At 70.5% G+C, this 15,553-nt stretch carries 14 protein-coding genes; 8 read left to right on the forward strand and 6 right to left on the reverse strand.

What is annotated here, in order from left to right:
• Positions 1-110 precede the first annotated feature (110 nt).
• The gene (gene dxs / locus U3653_RS23720) at positions 111-2,006 is read left to right on the forward strand and encodes a 1-deoxy-D-xylulose-5-phosphate synthase (protein WP_195082237.1); all 1,896 of its coding nucleotides are present in this window, start codon (positions 111-113) and stop codon (positions 2,004-2,006) included.
• Between the two features lie 19 nt (positions 2,007-2,025).
• On the opposite strand, the gene U3653_RS23725 is transcribed toward dxs, so the two are convergent.
• A complete protein-coding gene (locus U3653_RS23725; protein WP_195082238.1) occupies positions 2,026-3,264 on the reverse strand; it encodes an HRDC domain-containing protein in 1,239 nt (412 codons plus the stop codon).
• Between the two features lie 138 nt (positions 3,265-3,402).
• Positions 3,403-4,041: a DUF3000 domain-containing protein gene (locus U3653_RS23730; RefSeq protein ID WP_084823786.1), complete on the reverse strand. Its 639-nt coding sequence runs from the start codon at positions 4,039-4,041 to the stop codon at positions 3,403-3,405.
• Between the two features lie 132 nt (positions 4,042-4,173).
• On the opposite strand from U3653_RS23730, the gene hemE reads away from it, so the two are divergent.
• The 5 genes from hemE to hemQ all read left to right on the forward strand — a co-directional run bounded on the left by hemE (position 4,174) and on the right by hemQ (position 9,336).
• Positions 4,174-5,229, forward strand: a complete 1,056-nt coding sequence (hemE, locus tag U3653_RS23735) for a uroporphyrinogen decarboxylase (RefSeq protein WP_435406583.1) — start codon at positions 4,174-4,176, stop codon at positions 5,227-5,229.
• 126 nt (positions 5,230-5,355) lie between these two features.
• On the forward strand, positions 5,356-6,717 hold the full coding sequence (locus U3653_RS23740) for a protoporphyrinogen oxidase (protein ID WP_195082239.1): 1,362 nt from the start codon (positions 5,356-5,358) through the stop codon (positions 6,715-6,717).
• A gap of 204 nt (positions 6,718-6,921) precedes the next feature.
• A complete protein-coding gene (locus U3653_RS23745; RefSeq protein ID WP_195082240.1) occupies positions 6,922-7,395 on the forward strand; it encodes an RrF2 family transcriptional regulator in 474 nt (157 codons plus the stop codon).
• Positions 7,392-8,636, forward strand: coding sequence for a globin domain-containing protein (locus tag U3653_RS23750; RefSeq protein WP_195082241.1), 1,245 nt, complete (start codon positions 7,392-7,394; stop codon positions 8,634-8,636). The genes U3653_RS23745 and U3653_RS23750 overlap by 4 nt, the downstream gene beginning before the upstream one ends.
• Before the next feature lie 4 nt (positions 8,637-8,640).
• A complete protein-coding gene (gene hemQ / locus U3653_RS23755) occupies positions 8,641-9,336 on the forward strand; it encodes a hydrogen peroxide-dependent heme synthase (RefSeq protein ID WP_195082242.1) in 696 nt (231 codons plus the stop codon).
• 97 nt (positions 9,337-9,433) lie between these two features.
• Here hemQ and msrB read toward each other — a convergent pair whose 3' ends face one another.
• From msrB to U3653_RS23775, 4 genes are all read right to left on the reverse strand, one after another.
• A complete protein-coding gene (msrB, locus tag U3653_RS23760) occupies positions 9,434-9,877 on the reverse strand; it encodes a peptide-methionine (R)-S-oxide reductase MsrB (protein ID WP_195082243.1) in 444 nt (147 codons plus the stop codon).
• Positions 9,874-11,208, reverse strand: coding sequence for a glycosyltransferase family 87 protein (locus tag U3653_RS23765; protein WP_323124425.1), 1,335 nt, complete (start codon positions 11,206-11,208; stop codon positions 9,874-9,876). Before U3653_RS23765 ends, msrB begins: the two co-directional genes overlap by 4 nt.
• 81 nt (positions 11,209-11,289) lie before the next feature.
• On the reverse strand, positions 11,290-12,846 hold the full coding sequence (locus U3653_RS23770; RefSeq protein ID WP_195082244.1) for an alpha/beta hydrolase: 1,557 nt from the start codon (positions 12,844-12,846) through the stop codon (positions 11,290-11,292).
• A 31-nt stretch (positions 12,847-12,877) separates the two neighbouring features.
• Positions 12,878-13,657 carry a pyrimidine reductase family protein gene (locus U3653_RS23775; protein ID WP_323124424.1) on the reverse strand — a complete coding sequence of 260 codons (780 nt, stop codon included), beginning with the start codon at positions 13,655-13,657 and terminating at the stop codon, positions 12,878-12,880.
• Between the two features lie 17 nt (positions 13,658-13,674).
• On the opposite strand from U3653_RS23775, the gene zapE reads away from it, so the two are divergent.
• Positions 13,675-14,691 carry a cell division protein ZapE gene (gene zapE / locus U3653_RS23780; protein WP_195082245.1) on the forward strand — a complete coding sequence of 339 codons (1,017 nt, stop codon included), beginning with the start codon at positions 13,675-13,677 and terminating at the stop codon, positions 14,689-14,691.
• 61 nt (positions 14,692-14,752) lie between these two features.
• Positions 14,753-15,535, forward strand: coding sequence for a tyrosine-protein phosphatase (locus U3653_RS23785; RefSeq protein WP_195082246.1), 783 nt, complete (start codon positions 14,753-14,755; stop codon positions 15,533-15,535).
• Positions 15,536-15,553 lie beyond the last annotated feature (18 nt).

Consider the following 15,553-nt stretch of genomic DNA (forward strand, 5'->3'; position numbering starts at 1 on the left):
TCACATTTCGACGCCATGCCGGTCGGTGTGATCGTTCTCGTGCGGGAGCACCGGCCGCCGCTCCGTAGACTGATCGGATCAGATGCGCTATCCGGAGGGAGCTAGTTCAGGTGGGAGTGCTTTCCCGGGTCGACACGCCCGATGATCTGCGCAGGCTGACCGTGCCGCAGGTACGCGAGCTGGCGGAGGAGATCCGCGAGTTCCTGGTGCGCAAAGTCGCCGCGACCGGCGGGCACCTCGGTCCGAACCTCGGTGTGGTCGAACTCACCATCGCCCTGCACCGGATCTTCGACTCGCCGGCCGACCCGCTGATCTTCGACACCGGGCACCAAGCCTACGTGCACAAGATCCTGACCGGGCGCAAAGATCAATTCGACTCGCTGCGCAAGCAGGGCGGCCTGTCCGGCTACCCGAGCCGGGCCGAGAGCGCCCACGACTGGGTGGAGTCCTCGCACGCCTCGGCGGCGCTGTCGTACGCCGACGGTCTGGCGAAGGCGTTCGCGCTCAGCGGCCAGGACCGGCACGTGGTCGCGATCGTCGGCGACGGCGCGCTCACCGGCGGCATGTGCTGGGAGGCGCTGAACAACATCGCCGCCTCCGACCGCCCCGTGGTCGTCGTGGTCAACGACAACGGCCGCTCCTACGCACCCACCATCGGCGGCCTGGCCGAGCGGTTGACGGCGCTGCGCACCCAGCCCGCCTACGAGCACGCCCTGGACACGGGCAAGCGCATCCTCAAGGCCATCCCCCGGGTGGGCGAATCGGCGTACTCGATGGTGCACGCGGTCAAGGCGGGCATCAAGGACGCGGTAAGCCCGCAGGAACTGTTCAGTGATCTCGGCCTGAAGTACGTCGGGCCGGTGGACGGCCACGACGTCGTCGCGCTGGAGGCCGCGCTGCGCCGGGCCAAGGACTTCGGCGGCCCCGTCGTGGTGCACGCCGTGACGCAGAAGGGCCGCGGTTACGCGCCCGCCGAGAACCACGTCGCCGACCAGATGCACGCCTGCGACCCCATCGACCCGCTCACCGGCGTCCCGGTCGGCGGTCCGAAGGCGCGCGGATGGACCTCGGTGTTCTCCGAGGAGTTGATCGCGCACGCCGAGCGTCGCGCCGACATCGTCGCCATCACCGCGGCGATGCCTGGCCCGACCGGACTGGCGGCGTTCGGCGAGCGCTTTCCCGACCGGATGTTCGACGTCGGCATCGCCGAACAGCACGCCATGGCCTCCGCGGCGGGGCTGGCGCTCGGCGGCATGCATCCGGTGGTCGCGATCTACTCGACCTTCCTCAACCGCGCTTTCGACCAGTTGCTGATGGACGTGGCGCTGCTCAAGCAGCCGGTCACCGTGGTGCTGGACCGTGCGGGCATCACCGGCTCCGACGGCGCCAGCCACAACGGCATGTGGGATCTGTCGGTCCTCGGGATCATCCCCGGCATCCGGGTCGCCGCTCCGCGCGACGCCGCGACGTTGCGGGAGGAACTGGCCGAGGCGCTGGCCGTCAACGACGGGCCCACGGCGCTGCGGTTCCCGAAAGGCAGTGTCGCCGAGGACATTTCCGCGGTGGAACGGCTGGACGGCATCGATGTGCTCCGGATGGCCGAGCCGGACGGCGGCTCGGTGCAGGCGGTGCACGGCGACGTGCTGCTCGTCGCGGTCGGCTCGTTCGCAGGCACCGCGCTGGAGGCGGCGCAGCTGCTGGATGCCGAAGGCGTCTCGGTCACGGTCATCGACCCGCGCTGGGTGCTGCCGGTCTCCGACACCCTGCTGAAGCTCGCGGAGAACTACCGGCTGGTGGTCACGCTGGAAGACGGCGGCCTGCACGGCGGTATCGGCTCCACGGTGTCGGCCCGCCTGCGCAACTCCGGGCTCGACATCCCGACCCGCGATCTCGGTGTGCCGCAACAGTTCCTGGACCATGCCTCGCGCGGTGAGGTGCACGCAGGACTCGGCCTCACCGGCCCGGACATCGCCCGGCGGATCAGCGGGTGGCTGGCCGCTCGCTGACGCGGGCGAGCATCGGGCGCTAGCGCGCAGGCGGCAACGCCGCGGTCAATCGCGGGACGTCCAGTTCCCGCTGCCACGGCCGGGCGCCGCCGGACTTCAGGAATCCGTCGACGGCGGAGGGCTCGACCGACTCGTAGTCGGGCAATCCGTCCCAGCACAGGCGGCGGACCAGGTCTGGCGCGAGCAGATTCTCCACCGGGATCGAGTACTGCGCCGACAACTCGGCCATGGCTGCTCGGGCCCGGGTCAGGCGCGCCGCCGCGGCCGGGTCGCGGCGCTCCCAGCGGTTGACCGGCGGCGGGCCGTCGAACGGCTGGGTGAGCGGCGGCAGGTCGCTGTCGGGCAAGGTGCGGCCGCGCTCGATCGCGGCGAGCCATTCGCGGGAGTACCGGCGCTGACGCGGCCCGCCGAACACCGGAAGCGTGCGCAACTGCGCGATGGATCGGGGTTCCGCGGCCGCCGCGGCGATGATCGCCGAGTCGGGGAGGATGCGGGCGGGCGCCACGTCGCGGGCGCGGGCCAGCGCGTCCCGCGCGGTCCACAGCTCGCGCACCACCGCCAGTTGCCTGGTGCGGCGCAGTGTGTGGATGCCCGAGGTGCGCCGCCACCGCTCGGCCTTCGGCGCGGGCGGGTCCAAGGTGCGAATGTGCTCGAATTCCTGTGCCGCCCAATCCGTCTTGCCCTGCTCGTCGAGCGCGGCGGCCACGGCGTCGCGCAGTTCGAGCAGCAATTCGACGTCCAGGGCGGCGTAGTTCAGCCAGTCGGCGGGCAGCGGCCGGGTGGACCAGTCGGCCGCCCCGTGTCCCTTGCGCAGCGCACGGCCCAGCAGCCGCTCCACCATCGCGGCGAGCCCGACGCGTTCGAAGCCCGCCAGGCGTCCGCCCAGCTCGGTGTCGAACAGCCGGGCCGGGCGCAAGCCCAGTTCGGCCAGGCCGGGCAGATCCTGGTCCGCGGAGTGCAGGACCCACTCCAGTCCGTTGATCGCCTCGGCCAGCGGGCCGAGGGCGTCGGTGACCGGGATCGGGTCGATGAGGAACGTGCCTGCGCCGGCCCGGCGCAGCTGGATCAGATACGCGCGCGCCGAATAGCGGAACCCGGAGGCGCGCTCGGCGTCCACGGCCAGCGGGCCGGTGCCCGCGGCCAGCCGGGCGGCGGCCGCGCCGATCTCGGCGGCGGTGTCCAGTACCGGTGGCACCCCCTCCACCGGCGCGAGCAGCGGCGTCGCGGCCGAGGGTTCGAATTCGTCTGGTACGGACATGGTGTTGAACTTTACGTGCCGACGCAACCGCGCCGCCGTCCTATCGGCGCATAAGTGTGTCGGTGCATCGGGCGCCAAGGGCCCGCCGGATCGGGTACAGGCGGCTGCGGCGCAGGTCACCGCATGCGAGCGGCGCGCTCAGGGATGGTCGCCGGACAGGCCGGGCCTGATCTGCAGCTGGGTCACCCCTGCGGGCGGCAGCCCCGCCGCGTAGGCCAGCACCTCGCAGAACGCCTCCAGATGCGGGCGCATGTCGGTGGTGACCGGCGTCCACGAGGCGCGGATCTCGAGCTGATGGGCGCGCGGCGGGCCTGCGATGTCCCCGTAGCGCACCGAGCTGGTCGAGGTCACCGTGCCGCCGAGCGCGGTGAACGGCTCGGTGCGCGACTCCAGCGCGTCCACCAGCCAGCTCCACGCCACCTCGGGCAGCAGGGGATCGGTCGCGAGTGCGGCGTCGATGTCGGCCTGGATGTAGGCGACCAAGCGCAGGGTGCCGTGCCAGGTGTCGTCGCCGTCCGGGTCGTGCAGCAGGATCAGTCTGCCGAACGCGTCGCCTTCGGAATCGGCCGGTACGACAGGGGTTTCCGGATGTGCGACCTCCGCGCCGATCGCGTAGGAGAACGGGGCGAGTCGTTGCGGCGGCCGGATGGGCGCGAGCTCGATCCGAGGGTGCACGGTAGCGGTGCCCATCGCCTCGACCGCGGCGCGAAACTGAGCTGGCTCGCCATGAGGTCCTTCGGTCGGTGCGGCGCCGTCGCGGAAGTCGAGCGGTGTCACGAATGCTGACGGTAGACCTTGTGCACCCGGCGCAGTCGGAGGCGCGCCGCTACGGGCCCTGCGGCGTCCGCGCGGTCATCGCTGCCGCCTCCGCGTCCGCTCCCTCGCGCGGGCCCGCATACGATAGCCGTGATGAGCACTCATACCCGCCGCCGGTTGACCGATGCCCCGTTCCTGGCCGCCGCCACCGGCGCGACGCCCAGCAGGCGTCCGGTGTGGTTCATGCGCCAGGCCGGACGCTCGCTGCCCGAGTACCGCGAGGTGCGTGCGGGCATCGGGATGCTCGAGTCCTGCTTCGACCCCGAGCTGGTGTGCGAGATCACGTTGCAGCCGATCCGCAGGCACGGGGTCGACGCGGCGATCTTGTTCTCCGACATCGTCGTTCCGCTGAAGGCGGCGGGCATCGATCTGGACATCGTGCCCGGCGTGGGGCCGGTGGTCGCCGCGCCCGTGCGGACGGTCGACGACGTGCGCGCGCTGCCCCGGCTGCGACCCGAGGAGGTCGGCGCAGTCACCGACGGCGTGCGCCTGCTGATCGACGCGTTGGGGGAGACGCCGCTGATCGGGTTCGCCGGTGCGCCGTTCACCCTCGCCTCCTACCTGGTCGAGGGCGGTCCGAGCAAGAACCACGAGCGCACCAAGGCGATGATGTACGCCGATCCGCGGACCTGGCACGAGCTGCTCGGCGTGCTCACCGACATCACCATCGCGTTCCTGCAGGCCCAGCTGGCGGCGGGCGTGGACGCGGTGCAGTTGTTCGACTCCTGGGCCGGCGCGCTCTCGCTGGCCGACTACCGCAGCTTCGTGCTCCCGCATTCGGAGCGGGTGTTCGCCGAGATCGCCGAGGCGGGCGTGCCGCGCATCCACTTCGGGGTGGGAACCGGTGAGTTGCTCGGCGCCATGAGCGAGGCGGGCGCCGACGTGGTCGGCGTCGATTGGCGGGTGCCGCTGACCGAGGCCGTCCGCCGCGTCGGTCCGGGAAAAGCGTTGCAGGGCAACCTCGATCCCGCCGTGCTGTTCGCCGGTCCGCAGGCGATCGAGGAGCAGGCCCGGCGGATCGCGCGGGAAGCGGACGAGGCGATCACCCTCGGCGCCACCGGGCACATCTTCAACCTGGGCCACGGGGTGCTTCCGGAGACCGATCCCGGCGTGCTGACGGCCTTGGTGGAACTCGTTCACGAGCTGTAAGCCGGGGAACCGACAGGCCGCCCAGCGGTCGACGGAGCGGGCGCGAGGCCGGGCACAGGTGTGTTCCGAGTCATCCGGGCGCCCACCGTCCAGCGGTCACCTCGCGGCACGCGATACGGTCGAGGCATGCGTATCGCGGTGGTCGGCGGTGGGATCAGCGGGCTGGTGGCCGCGTATCGGTTGCGGACACTGCTCGGGCCGGATGCCGACGTGCTGGTGCTCGATCGCGCCGAACGGGTCGGCGGCATCCTCTACACCGGTGAACTGGCCGGGGAGCCACTGGATCTCGGCGCGGAGGCGTTCGTCGGGCGGCGGCCGGAGGTGCCCGCGCTGCTACGCGAACTCGGGCTCGAGTCGCAGCTGGTGACCCCCGCGGGGCTGCGGCCGCTGGTGTGGTCCGCCGGGACAGCGCATCCGCTGCCGGAGGGGACCTTGATGGGTATCCCGGCGAACGCGGAATCGATGCGCGGACTGGTCGACGCCGAGACGCTGACCCGGATCGCCGCAGAACCCGGCCGGCCACTGGTCTGGGAGCCCGGCTCCGACACCGACGTATACCGCCTGGTCGCCGACCGCTTCGGCCCGCAAGTCGCCGAGCGCAGCGTCGACCCGCTGCTCGGCGGCGTGTACGCGGGCAGCTCCCGCTCCATCGGGGTGCGCGCCGCGCTGCCCACCCTGGCCGCCGCGCTGGACAACGGCGCGCCCAGCCTCAGCGCCGCCGTCGGCGCCGCGCTGCCGCCCCCGTCGAACGCTCCGGTCTTCGGTGGTATCCGGGACGGGTACCGGGTGCTGCTGGAAGCACTCGCCGAACGCTCCGGGGCGCGGTTCGTGACCGCGACGCCCGCAACGCGTCTGGCCAGGGGGCTGCGCGGCTGGGTGGTCGATCCGATCGGCGCCGTCGACGCGGTGGTGCTCGCCACCCCGGCGCCGGTGACCGCTCGCCTGCTCGCCGCCGTCGCCCCGGTCGCGTCGGCGGAACTGGCGGGCGTCGAACTCTCATCCTCGGCCGTGGTCGCGCTGGCGCTACCCCGCGCGACCGCTCTGCCGCGCAACTCCGGCATCCTGGTGGCCACCGGAGAGCCGTTGCGCGCCAAAGCCTTTACGCTCTCCAGCCGCAAATGGACCCATCTCGCGCACCGTGAGACGGCGCTCGTGCGCGTCTCTTTCGGCAAGTTCGGCGACGACTCACCACTCTCGTGGCCCGACTCCGATCTCGTCGCCGCCGCCACCGCGGATCTGGCCACCGTCACCGGGGCCGCGATCGAGCCGGTCGCGGCCGTCGTCCAGCGTTGGCCGGGTGGCCTCGCCCAGTACGCGCCCGGCCATCCGGCCCGCATCGCGGCCGTCGAAGCCGAGGTCACGTCGCTGGACGGGCTCGCGGTGGCAGGCGCGTACCTGCACGGCGTCGGCGTGCCCGCCTGCGTCGCGTCCGGCACGGCCGCCGCGCAACGCATCGCGACCGAGGTCGGCGCGGGCGCCGCACGCTGACCGGTCCGCCCCACTTGTCGGTGGTCCTCGCGCAAGCGCGATGCGATACCGATCGCGCAATTGCCGCGTCGCCCCGATCGGGCCGATTTTCGACGGTCCTAGTCGATTCGTGCGCAACGCACTGAAATTACGCACGAATCGGCGTAATTAAGCACACTCGTCAGACGTGCGGGATCGGCGGAATTCGCCGGTAGCGTGATAACCATGCAGCTCTCGCACTTCACCGATATCGGTTTGCGCACCATCATGCGGCTCGCGGTGGAGGACGAGAACAATTCCCGGGTCACCACAAAACTGATCGCGCGACAGGTCGGCGCATCGGAAAAGCATGTGGCCAAATCCGTTTCGCGCTTGGTCGAGCTGGGCCTCGTCGAGGCGCACCGCGGACGGTCCGGCGGATTGTTCATCACCGCGGCCGGGCGCGCGGTGTCGGTCGGTGCGCTCGTCCGGGAATTGGAAGGCGACCGCGACGTGGTGGAGTGCGGAGAACCTGATCCGTGTCCGTTGGTCGGCGCGTGCAAGCTGCGTCGAATTCTCGCCGACGCCAAGAAAGCCTTCTATACCGAACTCGACCGCTATTCGATAGAGGAATTGGTCACCTCGCAGGCGACCGGGTTGCTGCATTTACTCGTCCGCTCCACGGCGGGTGTCACCCCTGAGATGAAGGAAGTTTCATGAACCTGGACAGCGTTGTCCGCGCCGAACCGGAACTCGAACCGCGGCACGCCGAGGTCGTCCGCGCGACCCTGCCGCTGGTGGCGGCGAACATCGATCGCATCACGACCGTGTTCTACCGCACCATGTTCGGCGCGCACCCGCAGCTGCTGCGCGACACGTTCAACCGGGGCAATCAGGCACAGGGCAGTCAGCAGCGGGCGCTGGCCGCGTCCATCGCCACCTTCGCCGCCTACCTGGTCGACCCCGCGCTGCCGCACCCGGCCACGATGCTGTCGCGCATCGCGCACAAGCACGCCTCGCTCGGGGTGACTCCGCAGCAGTACCGGATCGTGCACGAGAATCTGTTCGCGGCCATCGTGGAAGTGCTCGGCGCCGACGTGGTCGACGACGCGGTCGCGGCGGCGTGGGATCGGGTCTACTGGATGATGGCCGACACGCTCATGGACCAGGAGAAAGGGCTCTACGCCGAGGCGGGTGTGGATTCCGGCGATGTGTTCCGGGATGCCCGCGTCGTGACCCGCCGGGACGACCCCTCCGGCGTCGCGGTCTTCACCGTCGAATCCGCGGACCCGAGCGTGGAGCTGCCGGGATTCGCGCCGGGCCAGTACGTTTCGGTCGGTGTGCGGCTGCCCGACGGTGCGCGCCAGTTGCGTCAGTACACCCTGGTGGGCAGGCCGCGCGACGGCGCGTTGTCGTTCGCCGTCAAGCGGGTCGACGCGGCCGGCGGTTGCCCCGAGGGCGAGGTGTCCTCCTGGCTGCACGAGCACCTACGCCCTGGCGATCCGCTGCAGGTCACCCTTCCGTTCGGTGACGTCGTCCTCGATACCGCGGCGCAGACGCCACTGGTGCTGATCTCCGCGGGCATCGGTGTGACCCCGACGATCGGCGTTCTGGATTATCTCGCCGCCCATGCTCCATGCCGTCGCACGCTGATCGTGCACGCCGACCGCGCGCCGCGCACCCACCCGCTGCGCGATCGGCTCTCGGAGCTCACCGCCCGGCTCGAGCAGGCCGAGGTCGAGATCTGGTACGAGGAACAGACCGCGGGCGCTCGGCACGGCCGGGCCGACCTCTCGGTGCTGGCCATGCCGGAGGACGCCGACGTCTATGTCTGCGGCCCGACCGGGTTCCTGCGCGATATGCGACGCCAACTGAGCGCCCTCGACATCCCCGACGCCCGCGTGCACATCGAGCAGTTCACGCCCGGCGACGCGGGCGCTCCCGAGCGAGTGGCACGATAGTGCTATGGCGCGACTCGACTATCAGGCTCTCAACTCCACCATTCGCTACCTGATGTTCTCGGTCTTCCAGGTGCAGCCAGGAGTGCTGGGCGAGGACCGGGACGCGGCGACCAAGGAGGCCACGGCGTTCTTCGACGGTCTGGCCGACCGCGAGGTCGTGGTCCGCGGCGTCTACGACGTGGCCGGGATGCGCGCCGACGCCGACTTCATGATCTGGACGCACGCCGAGCGCGTCGAGGACCTGCAAGCCGCCTACGCCGACTTCCGCCGCACCACCGAACTGGGCCGGGCCAGTGCGCCGGTCTGGAGCAATGTGGCGCTGCACCGTCCCGCCGAGTTCAACAAGAGCCACATTCCGGCGTTCCTGGCCGGTGAGGAGCCGGGCGCCTACATCTGCGTGTACCCGTTCGTCCGGTCCTACGAGTGGTACCTGCTGCCCGACGACGAGCGCCGCCGGATGCTGGCCGAGCACGGTAAGGCGGCGCGCGGCTACCCGGATGTGCGGGCGAACACGGTCAGTTCGTTCGCGCTCGGCGACTACGAGTGGATCCTGGCCTTCGAGGCGCCGGAATTGCACCGGATCGTGGATTTGATGCGCGACCTGCGGGCCACCGACGCCCGCAGGCACGTGCGCGAAGAGATCCCGTTCTTCACCGGTCCTCGCGTGGAGATCGAGAAGCTGATCGCCGCCCTGCCCTGACGCGTCCCGCCTCGGCGCAGGCAAACGCTTGCCCAGAGTTTTCGGGGCATGCGCCCAGCGCCGGGGCTTCGTACGCTGCCGGTGAGCGTCGGGCTGGTTACTCCGCTGCGCTGTCCGAGGGGTGCAGTCGCAGGGCGATGGAGTTGATGCAGTAGCGCTTGTCGGTGGGCGTGTTGTACCCCTCGCCCTCGAACACGTGGCCGAGGTGGCTGTGGCAATTCGCGCACAGCACTTCGACCCGGTGCATGCCGAGCGAGTCGTCCGAGCGGAGGATCACCGCGTCGGACGCCGCCGGATCGAAGAACGACGGCCAGCCGCAGTGCGAGTCGAACTTCTCGGTGCTGCGGAACAGTTCGGTGCCGCAGGCCCGGCACACGTAGACGCCTTCGGTCTTGGTGTCGGTGTACTCGCCGGTGAACGGCCGCTCGGTGGCGGCCTCGCGCAACACCGCGTACTCCTCGGGGTTCAGCTTCGATCGCCATTCCTGCGGCGAGAGCTGGATGCGCGGCGCGGGCAGGGACGTATCGGCTTCGGAACTCATGGCTCCACGCTAATACGATTCTGCTCCGCGGGCGCCGGACCGTTCTGCGGTCCGGGGGTTCCGGCCGGGACGGCCGCGGGGACCGGCGGCTGCGGTTCTTCACCGCGCGGGTCCGGTGCGGAACTCATCCACGCGGGATCAATCCCGAACGGCAGCCTGCCCGCCCGCCGTGCGGCCAGATAGCGGTCGCCCAGCACGCAGAACACGACGATGAGCAGCAGGCCCCAGCCGAAGGTGATGCGCAGGTACTCCAGGTTGCGACCGATGTGCTGCCAGCGATCCGACAGCCACTTGTCGTAGCTCATGAACCCGAAGATCGCCAGCCAGGCCGGCCAGTTGCGCAACACCGAATTGCGCAGCACCACGGTCATAAGGAAGGGGAACAGCATCATCGAGTAGTACATCTGCCCCAGCGAGCTGAGCAGGAAGGACGCCGTCAGCAGCACGCCGGAGGCGGTGCTGACGAAGAACAGTTCGTCCTCGCGGTAGTAGCGATACAGCAACCACAGCGAGATCAGCACGAGCACGCCGAGCGCCACGCGCATCCCCCAGGTCAGCCACGCGGGCAAGCCGTAGTACTCGCCGTTGCCGACGATCGCGCTGTTGAAGTAGTCGCGGGATTCGAAGATGTAGGGCGCCGTGCGGGTGATGAACTTCTCGGGATCCTTCACCAGCGGCCAGGCGATCGCGTTCATCGCCAGCGGCACGCCGAGCGCCGTCACGAACACCTTCCACTGCCTCCGCGCGAGCGCGATCAACAGCAAGGGAGCCAGCGTCGGTTTGACCGCGATACTCAATCCGAGCGCGGCGCCCGCCCACAGGTCGCGTCGTTTCAGCAGCAGGTGGATGAAGATCAGCTCCGCCAGCAGCACGCAGCCGTTGACGTTGGTGAACACCAGCGTGTTGATCACGGTCTCGGAGGAGAACATCGCCAGCAACAGCGCGGGCGCGGCGACCGAGTTCAGCGTGTACCGGAACAGCCGCAGCAGCAGATACCAGGCGATGAGGATCGCGATCGCGTTCAGGGCGATGAACAGCCAGCGCGACTTCTCGTAGTCGATCGCCGCGATCGGCGCGATCAGCAGGGTGCCGCTGGGCGGGTACAGGTAGTGCGGGTCCACCGAGTCGAAGTTGGCGGTGTAGACCGGCCGTCCGTTCAGGAAGTCGAAGGACGCCTGGTAAACCGGCTTGTAGTCGTCGGTGATGAAGCCGTTGACAGCCTTGATGAAAACCCGGTTCAGCACGGTCATGACCGCAAGGGGCCAGAGTGCGAACTTGATCACCTCGGCGGTGGTGCGAGCGGTCCGGGGCTCGAGCTGTCGAAGGAACACTGGGGCACGGTACACCGGACGGGTTACCGGTGGTTGGCCGGACCTGCCCGGCGCGCCGCTCGAGCGGCTCTTCCCGCCGGGCTACGCCGGGCAGGCGGTACCGTCTGCGGGAAGTTTGCCATCCTTCAGATAGTCGAGCACCGCCCGCTGCGCGCAGCCGGAATGCGTGGACACCGGATGCCCGAAGCCCTGCCACGACACCGCCGCGTGCCTGGCGCCCGCCGAACCGATCGCGCCGGTCACCGACGACTGACCGCCGTTGCCGACAACCGGATCGGCGACCCCGCCCAGCACGAGCACCGGAATACCCAGCTTTTCCGGCAGCGCGGGCGCAGCCGACACCGGCCAGGCCGCGCATTCCATCAGCGCGATGGCCGCGGCTTTGCCGAAGACGGGGTACTTGCCCGCCCATGTGCCCGCGAGCTCGTTGGCTTTGTCCGGCGTTGGCGGCAGCTGCGTATCGGTGCACCGGTTGACGAACTGGCCGTCGCTCTCGGTGGCCGCGGCCTCCCGGGTGATCAGGGTGTTCAGCGGTCCTCGGTCGCCGCGTCCGGCCGCGGCCAGCGCGTCGGACAGCTCGGTGACCCGGGTGGCCTGGTCGGCGCGCGGGCTGCCGAGGAAGCCCGACACCGCGGTCAGCAACGCGTTCGCCGAGATGTCGCCCAATTCGCCGGTCGCGGCCCGGTTCACCAGATCGGTGACGGCGGCGCGCGGATCGGCCCCCAGCGAGCACCCGACGCCGACACAGCGCTGCGCGAACGCCGTCAGCGCGGCCTCGGCGCCCTGCACGGCCTGTTCGGCGCGGGTGACGGCATCGGTGCCGACCGGCTCGGGGGAGTCGAGCACGAGCCGGGCGACGTGGTCGCCGTACTTGCGGGCGTAACTGAGCGCGACCTTCGCGCCGTTGCCCGTGCCGAGCAGCGCGATGTGGTCCACCTGCCACTGCCTGCGCAACTGCTCGATGTCGTCGGCGGCGTGCGGCGCGTCGAAGGTGCCTTCGTAGGGCTGCAGGAAGTCGCGGCAGGCGATGGTGCCGTCCTGGCTCAGCTTCGTCATCCGCGCCACCGCGTCGCCCGCGCCGGGCCCGGACTGGGCGTTGTCGGCCAGGCCGCGGCGGATCTCCGGCGGCAGGCAGTCGATCGGCTGCGAGCTGCCGATGCCGCGCCGGTCCACCGCGACGATCGGTCGCGCGGCCAGCAGTGCCGAGGCCGGGCCCGCGGCCAGCCCGGCCAGGGTGGCGGACGAGGAGCGATCCGAACCCGAGGTGAGCACCAGCGGCGGCGCGTCGGCCGGGGTCTGCGCCAGCCTGGCCCGCAACGCGCCGGCGCGGAAGCTGCCAAGCACCGCGCCCGTCGAGTCGATCGGGGTGGAGTACTCGGCGCAGTCGAGCACCAGCCCGGCCGGCGCTGGGCCGAGTCCGAGCTGATCCAACGTGGGCTGGGTGCACTCGCGCCAGCTGAGGTCGGTTCTGGGCAGCTCGGCGTTCGGCGGGGGAGCGGGCGCGGCGGAGGTGGTCGCGGTGCCCGCGACCGGAGGACGCTGCACCGCGACGCCGGGACGATCCGACGGTCCCGCGCCGCAACCTGCGGTCACGATCGAGAGGGTGGCGGCAAGCACGGCGGCCCGAGTCCAGCGCATTGCTACAGCCTGCCAGGTTCGGGCGGTTCTTTCATCGACGGGCCCACCGGGTGAGCATCGTGCCGTCGTCGTCCAGCAGCACGTGCGCGCGCGTCATGCGGACGCGGAACTCGTGCGCGGACAGCGAGATTCGCCGCGCCGCGCCGCCGACCAGCAGCGGCGCCGTGGTCAGGCACAGCTCGTCGACCACGTCGGCCTCCAGCAGTTCGCCGAACAGGTGCGGGCCGCCCTCGGTGAGCACCCGCAGCAGGCCGCGCTCGGTGAGCACCCGCAGCAGGCCCGCCGGTGTCACCGCGATGTCACCCGCTTCGATCACCTCGGCGCCCGCGTCCGCCAATCGCTGCTTGCGGTCGGCGGGCGCGGTGGCCGTGGTGATGATCAGCGGCGGCACCCGGGTATCGGTGAACAGACGCGCGCCGGGGTCGATCGCCGCGCTCGCGGTCACCACGGCGATCGGCGGCGGCGCGCCGTCGGGATGCCCGCCGATCCCGCGCTCGTGGAACGCGCGGCGCCGCGCCGGGTCGGTGCGCGCCCCGCCGTAGTTCTCCGCGCGCGCCGTGCCCGCGCCGACCACGATCACCTCCGCCAGTTCGCGCAGCAACATGAACACCGTCCGGTCGGCGGGCGTGCCGAGCCCTTCGGTCAGGTTGCCGCTGGTGGCGGCGCCGTCGATGCTGGAGACGAAATTGGCGCGGACATAAGGCGCGTCGAGCGCGGCGGGGAACGCGTACATTCCCGCGAGGTCGTCCGGGCCGAGCGCTGTGAGCTGGATCGCATTCTGGCTACGCTGCATGAAATCAGATCTCACCACGTCTTTAGGCTTCGTCCATGCAAGAACGCCTCGTCGATCGTCACCCGGAGGTCCCGGCCGATCAGCTCGTCGCCCAGATGGTGCCGCCGCCCATGTTCGACGAGGTGAGCTTCGCCTCCTACATCCCCGATCCGAAGGAACCGAGCCAGGCGGCCGCGGTGAGCAAGGCCGAGGAGTTCGCCGGGCAGGTCGCCAAGATCAGCAAGGCCGCGCGCAAGAAGAGCCTGTTCGGCAAGAAGAAGCAGGTCAGCGGCGCGGGCCTGTACCTGGACGGCGGTTTCGGCGTGGGCAAGACCCACCTGCTGGCCTCGATCTTCCACAGCTCGCCCGCGCCCAAGTCGTTCGGCACGTTCGGCGAGCTGACCAACCTGGTCGGCGCGCTCGGCTTCGCCAACGCCCTGGAACGGCTGTCGGGCAACAGCGTGCTGTGCATCGACGAGTTCGAACTCGACGATCCCGGCGACACCATGCTGGTCTCGCGCCTGCTGACCGAGCTGTCGGCGGCCGGTGTCTCGATCGCGGCCACGTCGAACACGTTGCCGGGGCAGCTCGGGGAAGGACGTTTCGCGGCACAGGATTTCATGCGCGAGATCAAGAAGCTGGGCGCCATCTTCGAGGCGGTGCGCGTGGACGGTCCCGACTACCGCCACCGCGACCTGCCGCCTGCGCCGGAGCCGACCGCCCCCGAGGTGCTGGCCGAACGGGCGGCGAGCACGCCGGGTTCCACGCTCGACGAGTTCGACGCGCTGCTGAAGCACCTCAGCACCCTGCATCCGTCGAAGTACGGCGCGCTCATCTCCGGGGTGTCGTCGGTGTTCGTCTCCGGCGTTCATCCGGTCACCGATCAGGCCGTGGCGCTGCGCATCGTGGTGCTGGCCGACCGGCTCTACGACGCGAGCGTGCCGGTGACGGTATCCGGCGCGAAGCTCGACGAGATCTTCTCCGCCGAGATGCTCGAGGGCGGCTACCGCAAGAAGTACCTGCGCGCCATCTCCCGTTTGCTCGCGCTGTCGCGATTCGAGGTCGCGGCCTGACCAAGGCCGATCCGGTCTACGAGTAAGCAAGCCGTGCAGTCCCGATGACAGGAGCAGCCGAATGGCCACTCGTTTCCGCGCCCCGGTCGCGATGGCGGCCGGCCTGGCGGTCGCCTTCGGGCCGGTATCCGCCATCGCGCAGGCCGACCCGCCCGCGGCCGTCGTCGCCGATCCATCCCTGCACTTGCAAGGGGTGCAGAACGCCAGGGACATCGGCGGGTATCGCACGACCGACGGCAGGACCGTGCGCACCGGTCTCGTGTATCGGACCGGGCAGCTGAACAACGCGACGCCGGAGGATCTGGCCGCGCTGACCGACCGCCGGGTGCGGTCCGTGCACGACCTGCGCACGGTCTACGAACGCGCGCTCGGGCCGGATCGGGTCCCCGCGGGCGCGACGGCGCACTGGGCCGACGTGATCGGCCAGGCTTCGCCGGAGGTCGTCGCCACCACCCTCACCGGAGGCGACGGGCTCTACCGGGCGTTCATCACCGCACCCGGCGCCGACGAGGCGTTCGCTTCCGTGCTGCGCGACATCATCGGCGCCGACGGCGCGGTGCTGTTCCACTGCACCGCGGGCAAGGACCGCACCGGCTGGACGGCCGCGGTGCTGCTCACGCTGCTCGGCGTCGATCGAGCCACGGTCACCGAGGACTATCTGCTGTCCAACCGTTTTCGCCACGCGAGCGAGCACGACCCGCTCAACGGCGTCCAGGGAGCCTGGCTCGACGCCGCCTTCGACCAGGTCGACCGGAGCTACGGAAATTTCGACGCCTATGTCCGGGACGGCTTGGGGCTCACCGACGGCGATATCGCCGCCTTGCGGGCACGCCTGCTGGGCTGAGCGCGGCGTCCGCACCGA

Source organism: Nocardia implantans, from assembly GCF_035544775.1.
In the GTDB taxonomy this organism is placed as follows: Bacteria; Actinomycetota; Actinomycetes; order Mycobacteriales; family Mycobacteriaceae; genus Nocardia; species Nocardia implantans.

Coding starts and splice junctions, on each gene's coding strand:
- U3653_RS23725 (WP_195082238.1), bottom strand. CDS start 3,264: ATGTCCGTACCAGACGAATTCGAACCCTCGGCCGCGACGCCGCTGCTC.
- hemE (WP_435406583.1), top strand. CDS start 4,174: ATGAGCACTCATACCCGCCGCCGGTTGACCGATGCCCCGTTCCTGGCC.
- U3653_RS23740 (WP_195082239.1), top strand. CDS start 5,356: ATGCGTATCGCGGTGGTCGGCGGTGGGATCAGCGGGCTGGTGGCCGCG.
- U3653_RS23745 (WP_195082240.1), top strand. CDS start 6,922: ATGCAGCTCTCGCACTTCACCGATATCGGTTTGCGCACCATCATGCGG.
- U3653_RS23750 (WP_195082241.1), top strand. CDS start 7,392: ATGAACCTGGACAGCGTTGTCCGCGCCGAACCGGAACTCGAACCGCGG.
- hemQ (WP_195082242.1), top strand. CDS start 8,641: ATGGCGCGACTCGACTATCAGGCTCTCAACTCCACCATTCGCTACCTG.
- msrB (WP_195082243.1), bottom strand. CDS start 9,877: ATGAGTTCCGAAGCCGATACGTCCCTGCCCGCGCCGCGCATCCAGCTC.
- U3653_RS23770 (WP_195082244.1), bottom strand. CDS start 12,846: ATGCGCTGGACTCGGGCCGCCGTGCTTGCCGCCACCCTCTCGATCGTG.
- zapE (WP_195082245.1), top strand. CDS start 13,675: ATGCAAGAACGCCTCGTCGATCGTCACCCGGAGGTCCCGGCCGATCAG.
- U3653_RS23785 (WP_195082246.1), top strand. CDS start 14,753: ATGGCCACTCGTTTCCGCGCCCCGGTCGCGATGGCGGCCGGCCTGGCG.